The organism is Fulvivirga kasyanovii, from assembly GCF_009711405.1.
Taxonomy (GTDB): domain Bacteria; phylum Bacteroidota; class Bacteroidia; order Cytophagales; family Cyclobacteriaceae; genus Fulvivirga; species Fulvivirga kasyanovii.
On the sequence record NZ_SMLW01000661.1, the window covers coordinates 32,985 to 41,132 of the forward strand.

Annotated in this window: 8 protein-coding genes; 6 read left to right on the plus strand and 2 right to left on the minus strand. The window is 43.1% G+C overall.

Annotation, left to right across the window (positions count from 1 at the left end; translation table 11 throughout):
* Nucleotides 1–295: IPExxxVDY family protein (locus E1163_RS25740; protein WP_155175827.1), on the minus strand; the 295-nt coding region annotated here is incomplete at its 3' end.
* A gap of 153 nt (nt 296–448) precedes the next feature.
* Here E1163_RS25740 and E1163_RS25745 point away from each other — a divergent pair.
* The 6 genes from E1163_RS25745 (at nt 449) to E1163_RS25770 (ending at nt 7,539) form a co-directional block, all read left to right on the plus strand.
* The gene (locus E1163_RS25745) at nt 449–685 is read left to right on the plus strand and encodes an acyl carrier protein (protein ID WP_155175817.1); all 237 of its coding nucleotides are present in this window, start codon (nt 449–451) and stop codon (nt 683–685) included.
* A 40-nt stretch (nt 686–725) separates the two neighbouring features.
* Nucleotides 726–1,973, plus strand: a complete 1,248-nt coding sequence (gene fabF, locus E1163_RS25750) for a beta-ketoacyl-ACP synthase II (protein ID WP_155175819.1) — start codon at nt 726–728, stop codon at nt 1,971–1,973.
* 5 nt (nt 1,974–1,978) lie between these two features.
* Nucleotides 1,979–2,722, plus strand: a complete 744-nt coding sequence (rnc, locus tag E1163_RS25755; protein ID WP_343033970.1) for a ribonuclease III — start codon at nt 1,979–1,981, stop codon at nt 2,720–2,722.
* 45 nt (nt 2,723–2,767) lie between these two features.
* Nucleotides 2,768–4,639: an NAD(+) synthase gene (gene nadE, locus E1163_RS25760; RefSeq protein WP_343033971.1), complete on the plus strand. Its 1,872-nt coding sequence runs from the start codon at nt 2,768–2,770 to the stop codon at nt 4,637–4,639.
* 155 nt (nt 4,640–4,794) lie between these two features.
* Nucleotides 4,795–5,970 (plus strand): prolipoprotein diacylglyceryl transferase, encoded by a 1,176-nt coding sequence (locus E1163_RS25765; RefSeq protein WP_155175821.1) that lies wholly within the window; start codon nt 4,795–4,797, stop codon nt 5,968–5,970.
* Nucleotides 5,971–6,168: 198 nt separating this feature from the next.
* On the plus strand, nt 6,169–7,539 hold the full coding sequence (locus tag E1163_RS25770) for a BamA/TamA family outer membrane protein (RefSeq protein WP_221418082.1): 1,371 nt from the start codon (nt 6,169–6,171) through the stop codon (nt 7,537–7,539).
* Here the strand turns inward: E1163_RS25770 and E1163_RS25775 are convergent.
* Nucleotides 7,536–8,148 (minus strand): toxin-antitoxin system YwqK family antitoxin (locus E1163_RS25775; protein WP_155175825.1); only part of this gene is annotated, 613 nt, incomplete at its 5' end. The genes E1163_RS25770 and E1163_RS25775 overlap by 4 nt on opposite strands.

Here is an 8,148-nt window from a genome sequence, read left to right on the forward strand (position 1 = left end):
CTATTTTCACGATGTAGTCAAAGTGCGGTAATTCGGGTAGTAAACAGGTGTTTTCACCCTCCACGGAACGGTTCTTAAACAGCCTGAAACACTGGCTTTCCAACTGGTAAAGATAGTTGCTGAAAGCGGCCTTGCTCCCCCCCTTCATTTCGATAGAATAGTCGTCTTGTTTTACTAACCGGATATCCAGTTTTTGGTTTATGGCCCAGGCCAGTTTATAGAATTTTACAGAGGCAATAATGCCTATCAATTCAAACTCATATTCGTACTCAACTATAAGCCGGGTCTTTTTCATAGCACCAAAGTTCTTTAAATTTATGCGTATACAGTGAGTATTTAAGGAAATTTTAGCAATTTAGCGCCGTCAATAACTTTATTTAAATTGTTTGACATTAATACATTTAATGTATTTCTTTGCAGATATTTTAACTATTAAATCATTAAAAACATGTCTGAAATAGCACAAAAAGTTAAATCAATCATTATTGATAAATTAGGAGTTGAAGAGTCAGAGGTTACTCCTGAAGCAAGTTTCACTAACGATTTAGGAGCCGATTCTTTAGATACTGTTGAATTAATAATGGAATTTGAGAAGGAATTCAACATTTCTATTCCTGATGATCAGGCAGAGAACATTTCGACAGTTGGCCAGGCCATCTCTTACTTAGAAGAAAACGTAAAATAATCATAAACATACCCCCTTTATTCATTTCTAAACTTCTTTTATGACGTTAAGAAGAGTTGTAGTAACAGGCATAGGCGCACTCACGCCCATAGGAAATACGGCCCCCGAGTACTGGCAAGGCCTTAAGAATGGTGTAAGTGGTGCCGCTCGTATAACCAGATTTGATCCAGAGAAATTTCGTACGCAATTCGCATGTGAAGTTAAGAACTTCGATGCTGAGCAACATTTTGACAGAAAAGAGGCCAGAAAAATGGACCCTTTCACTCAATATGCCATGGTAGTTGCCGACGAAGCTATTAAAGACTCGAAATTAGACCTGGAGGCTATAAACTTGAATAAAGCAGGGGTAATATGGGGTTCAGGTATCGGCGGACTCAAAACATTTCAGGAAGAAGTTAAAAGTTATGCCAACGGTGATAACACACCGAGGTTTAACCCATTCTTCATCCCTAAAATGATCGCTGATATCAGTGCCGGATACATTTCCATCAAGTACGGGTTCCATGGACCAAACTTTGTAACTGTTTCCGCATGTGCCTCAGCTACCAACGCCCTTATTGATGCGTTGAACTATATCAGGCTGGGACATATGGACATTGCCATCTCCGGTGGTAGTGAGGCAGCAGTAACAGAAGCGGGCATGGGAGGTTTCAACGCCATGAAAGCCCTTTCGGAACGCAATGATTCCCCTGAAACAGCATCCAGACCTTTCGATAAAGACAGGGATGGATTTGTATTAGGTGAAGGTGCCGGTGCGCTTATTCTCGAAGAGTATGAGCACGCCAAAGCACGCGGAGCCAAAATATATGCTGAAATAATAGGTGGAGGCATGTCAGCAGATGCATATCACATTACAGCACCACACCCTGAAGGGCTTGGGGCTACCAATGTAATGATCAATGCTCTTGCCGATGCGAAGATAAAGCCGGAAGATGTGGATTATATCAACGTTCATGGTACATCAACCCCACTTGGTGATATTAGCGAAACATTGGCCATCAAAAAGGTTTTTGGTGATCATGCTTATAAGCTCAACATTAGCTCTACAAAATCCATGACAGGTCACCTGCTTGGTGCTGCCGGAGCTATTGAAGCGGTAGCTTGTGTGATGGCAATACAAAACAACATTGTGCCGCCAACCATCAACCACTTTACAGATGACGATCAATTGGACAATAAATTAAATTTGACTTTTAATAAGGCCCAGGAGAGAGAGATCAATGTAGCGCTAAGCAATACATTTGGGTTCGGAGGACATAACACCTCTATTATTTTTAGAAAAATTTAAGAACTGTGCATCGTGCTGTAAGGCGCTTCATTAATATTTTTAAGAGAAAATCTGAAAAAGACAAAAGGCTTATTACCGCTATTAAGACAATTGTCGGTAGTAAGCCTTTTAATCTTGAACTATACAGGCTCGCCATTAAACATAGCTCTGTAGCCAAACACAACAGCCAGGGGCTAAGGGAATCCAATGAGCGGCTGGAATACCTCGGAGACGCCATTCTCGGCGCTGCAGTTGCCGATTATCTCTTCAAAACTTTTCCTTTCAAAGAAGAAGGTTTTCTCACCGAGATCAGGTCCCGGATCGTAAACCGGGAGTCATTAAATAACATAGGAAAAAGAATAGGCCTCAATCAGGTTGTAGAGTACGACCAGAAGAAAAAAGGGAAACTGTCGCACAAATCCCTGTACGGAGATACCCTCGAAGCCATAGTCGGAGCCGTTTACCTCGACAAAGGCTACTCCTACTGCAAACACTTCATCATTGACAAGCTCATTATCCCCTACCTGAACATCGATGAAGTCATTAAATCCAACCCCAACTACAAGAGCAAGATCATAGAATGGTCTCAAAAGGAAAATAAGGACGTTAAGTTTGAGATCATCAGTGTTAAAAATGAGAAGCACCACCGTGAATTTACGGCCCAGGTGTTTGTAGACAATGAACCTCTTGGCAAAGGCTTTGGCCATAGCAAGAAAAAAGCAGAACAGGATGCCGCCCAAAAGTCGTGTGAACTATTGGACTTAGACTAAAGATTCCGATATTCGCTCTCGATTTCAGACCAAAACTATCCGTACGTGTCTAAACTTAGAATAGCAGGAGCAACACTAAACCAAACTCCCCTGGCGTGGGAAAACAACCTCAACAACATTCGGGAAGCAATAAACGATGCCATAGATAAAGGCGTGGATATCTTATGTCTGCCAGAGCTATGTATCACTGGATACGGCTGTGAAGACGTGTTCCTCAGCGAATGGCTTTACACCAAAGCTATGGAGTGCCTGCTGGAAGCCAAATCATACTGTAAAAATATAACCGTAGCCATAGGTTTGCCTGTAAAACACGAGGGGCTATCCTACAACGCCACCTGCATGATCCGTAACGAGCAGATCCTTGGTTTTTATGCCAAGCAGAACATGGCTGGAGACGGTGTACATTATGAGCCCAGGTGGTTCACTCCCTGGAAGTCGGGCACGGTTGACAAAATCATCATTGAAGGTGATGAATATAAGTTTGGCGACATCATTTTTGAAATTGAAGGGGTTAAAATCGGTTTTGAGATCTGTGAAGATGCATGGCGTGAAGTGAGGCCCGCCTGCAGGCTGTTTGAGCAGAAGGTCAACCTCATTCTCAACCCCAGTGCCAGCCACTTTGCCTTTGAAAAAACACGCCTGCGCGAAAAACTCGTCGTAGATAGCTCTAAAAACTTCCACTGTACATACGTTTACGCCAACCTGCTGGGCAATGAAGCAGGCAGAATGGTCTACGACGGGGAAATACTCATTGCCAGGTATGGAACACTGATAAAAAGAAATGAATGGCTCTCGTATAAGCATATGCAACTCCAGTTTGCCGATGTCGATTTCGGTAATGAAGATGAGACATACGCCGCACCTGACGAGTGGCCAAGGGATAAAAACACCGAATTTGTAAAAGCTTCATCACTGGCTTTGTTTGATTACCTCAGGAAAAGTCGCAGCAAAGGCTTTGTGTTATCGCTAAGCGGAGGGGCTGACTCTTCCTCTATAGCTGTACTGGTAGCCGAAATGGTAAGACGCGGAGTTGAAGAGCTAGGTGCGGAAGACTTTATAAAGAAAACAGGCATAAGCACACTTCAAGTCGGGGACACCTCTGACCATCCGTCTGTTATTAAGCAACTGGTCTCTCAGATCCTCACCTGTGCTTATCAGGGCACGGTGAATAGCTCCGAGGCCACCTTCCAATCGGCCAAAGAGTTGGCAGAATCAATTGGCGCTACTTTTTACTCGTGGCTGATAGACGAGGAAGTTAATTCATATACCCAAAAAATTGAAAAAGCATTAAACAGGCCATTAACCTGGGAGACTGATGACATAGCCCTTCAAAACATTCAGGCTCGCTCAAGGTCACCCATCATCTGGATGCTGGCCAATATTGAAAACGCATTACTGCTCACCACTTCCAACAGAAGTGAAGCTGATGTAGGCTACGCCACCATGGACGGTGACACCAGCGGAAGCATTGCCCCTATCGCCGCAGTTGACAAGCATTTCATCATCACCTGGCTAAGGTGGGCTGAAAGGAATCTCGGTTATACGGCATTGAATTACGTCAATAACCTTCAACCCAGTGCAGAGCTAAGGCCTCTGGCTCAGGAGCAAACCGATGAAGCCGACCTGATGCCCTACCCTGTTATTGTGGAAATCGAAAAACTAGCCATCCGAGATCGTAAATCCCCGGTTGAGGTTTATCATGCCCTCAATGCGGTTAAGCTGGAGAGTAGTGAGCTTCTAAAGGCACACATTACCAAGTTTTTCAGGCTCTGGAGCCGCAACCAGTGGAAACGTGAACGTACAGCGCCAGCTTTTCACCTCGACGACTTTAATGTTGATCCAAGGACGTGGTGCAGGTTCCCTATTCTTTCAAGTGGATTTGAGACGGAGCTGAGGGAACTGAATGAGTTGGATTAGAGCTCTCTTTACTATTAAATAAAAAGGTGTATTTGTTATCTTTTAATAATGGCTCAGCAATAGTTAGCCTTTAAATTGAATATTTGCCCTTATACCTGAGTAACGTTTAACAATAGTTTAATTGCCAATTATACTGAGATAGTTATATTTGTCGCATGTCAATTTTAAGCTACATCATCTGGAACACTGATCCGGAGTTTTTTACCATTCCCATTTTAGACCGTCCCGTTCGTTATTACGGGCTGCTATTTGCGCTGGCTTTCCTTATTACTCAGCAGATTATGTTCTACATCTATCGTAAAGAGGGTAAGCCGGAAAGGGATGTGGAAACATTAACCATCTACATGGTAATAGCCACTATCCTTGGAGCGCGTTTAGGGCACGTTCTCTTTTACGAACCGGACAAGTACCTGTCAAATCCAATAGATATTCTTAAAATATGGGAAGGCGGACTGGCAAGCCATGGCGCTGCATTCGGCATCTTATTCGCTCTCTGGGTGTATGTAAATTATAAGATCGTTATAAACATAAATCCATTCTCCAACCCCAAAAAACGCTTTGTTTTTGAGAAGTCTAAAAGACCTAACCAGAGCTATTTACAGGTTGTAGACCGGATAGTAATTGTAGTAGCTCTGGCGGGTTGTATGATCCGTATGGGTAATTTCATGAACTCGGAGATCTATGGTGTACCCACCGAATCTGAATACGGTGTTATTTTCGCCCATGATGTAGAGCGTACTTTTGACTCCTACTCCAGTCCTGTCCAAAGCATCGAGTTTGAAGAAGATAAAACCAGGGACCTGAATGCTGAAGGATATGTGCCTCTAAAACTAAACATTGACTTTAAAAACCAGCCGGAGATCATTAATGAGGAGAGCATTGAATTTTATTTCAATGGAAAATTTAAAGAAACGCTTAACTATCCTTACGTAAGTGAACATATATACCAGCCTATGAACCAGGCGCTGGATTATAAGGTATCTAAAAACAGTGATGGCTCGTACAGTGCAGTGGTCAATACCTACGGTATCCCCAGGCACCCCACCCAGCTTTACGAAGCAGGGACGTCGCTGGCTATATTCTTCCTGCTGCTTGCACTTTGGATGAAGTACAAAAATGAAACCCCTCCGGGTTTGCTCCTTGGCCTGTTCCTGATCCTGCTATTCGGTTTACGTTTTGTACACGAACTGTTTAAAGAAAACCAGGTAGCTTTTGAAGATGAAATGACCTACAACATGGGACAGATCCTGAGTATCCCATTAATCATTGCCGGTATCATTATTCTTTTCAGGGCCATATCCAAAGGAAGATATAAAGAAACAGCAGGTTAATCCTTTGCATTTTCTTACATAGAGAATAGTTATTTCATAATCTTATGCGTTATGAAGTAACTATTTTTTATTTTAGGAGACATAATAGTCGAATATTCAATCACACTTGTCTCTATGGCGTAGGTACCGAAGATGCTGGCATTCTTTATTTCAATTTTATTTGCATTTCATAGCCCTGACTCCGTCACTAAAATGACCGTGTCCGACCATAATGCTATTAGTACCGACTCTACCACGGAAAAAAGCCGATATATATACATAGACAATATATTCATAATCGGTAACAAGCAGACCAAAGACAAGATAATACTCCGTGAAATGAGCCTTAAACGCGGGGAATACTATTTTGATGAAGACCTCCAGGACATTATCAAAAACGACCGGAGCAAAATACTTAATACCCGGCTGTTTAATACCGTGGAAATTACCATACTTGAGCTTGCCGATAATGTGATAGACATTGTGGTACGCGTTTCAGAGCGCTGGTACACTTTCCCGGCACCTATATTTGACCTGGTAGATCGAAATTTCAATGACTGGTGGCAAAACCAAAATCATGATTTTAGCCGTGTAAACTATGGCCTGAGGCTATACCGGAACAACATGCGGGGGAGAAATGAAACGCTCCGACTCGAAATGCAATTTGGGTTTACCCGGCAATTCGGGCTGTCGTACGATATCCCTTACATCGACAGGGCACAGAGGCATGGTATTTCCGTAGATTACCTCTATGCTGAAAATAAGAATATAGCCATACGGACTGTGGAGCACAAGCGCGTATTTTATGATTCCGAAAACCTGCTTAAACTGAGACGTATCTACAACCTCGGCTATCGGTTCCGCAACTCCTTTTATACCCGCCATACCATCAATGTTACTTTCAACGACAATGAAATAAACGATACTATCGCTAACATTAATCCTGAGTACTATCTCAACAGCCAAACATCCCAGCGCTATTTCAGTGTCAGCTATGACCTTAACATTGATAAAAGAGATGTAAACTCATACCCGCTCCACGGGCACCGCACTGTTTTTATGGCAGAAAAACACGGATTAGGCTTTTACAATGACCTTGACCTGTTCAACATTAATATCAACCACGCCAGGTTCCTTGACCTGACCCGAAATTTCTACCTCTCTAATTATACCTCCCTTTACTTTAGCGGGCCCGACCGGCAACCCTATGCCAACCTGCAAGGGCTTGGCTATAGAAAAGACTTCATAAGAGGCTATGAACTGTATGTAATAGAAGGCCAAAAATTTTACCTCAACCGTACTACACTGAAAAAGCGGATTTTTGACACCAAACTGCGTCTGGGCTTCCTGCCTATCGAGCAATTCAGAAACTTTCCCCTCTCGATCTACCTTAAAACGTACTTTGACATGGGGTACGTTGAAAATTTTGAAAATTATGAGCAGAACACGCGCCTTACGAACAGGTATCTGTTTGGCACGGGTGCAGGAATTGACTTTGTAACCTATTATGACACCGTCATTCGTTTTGAATATTCTGTCAACCGTGAAAAAGAAGCCGGCATTTTCCTTCACTTGAAAAAGGAGTTCTAGTATTCTATCTCCTTCTTTCTGCCTTTTCTATCCACCCTGTACCACTTGCCTACTCGCTCGCCATGAGCATAACTGCCTATATATTCCAATTGGCCTCCATCAGTGTAAAACTTCCATTCCCCGGTCTCCTTTCCCTGATCATACTGCCCCTCTTGTATAAGTACCCCATCCTCATTGTACACCCTCCATGCACCATGAGGCCATCCGTTCACATAGTCAACGGCACGTTTTAACTGTCCATTTGGGTGATAATACTTCCAAATGCCTGCATATTGACCATGTTTATAAACACCCTCCTTCTCCACACTGCCATTACCATGAAAATAAACGGCGGAATCCTGCGGTAATCCACCTTCCCAATGCTCTATGCCTACCACGCTACCTTTGTTGTCAAAGTACTTCACCTGTCCGTGCAATTGCCCGCTATCATAGTGCTGTATGGCATTGAGCTGACCATTTGGATAATAATAAATCCACTTCCCTTCCTTCTGTCCATCCACCAGCTCCCCGACAGCTTTAAGCTCTCCTCCGGCGTAATATTCTTGCTGGGCTTTAACCTGCGAACTTAACAACAGCATTAATGAAAGGCCTACGGTCCAAAGTCCTGTT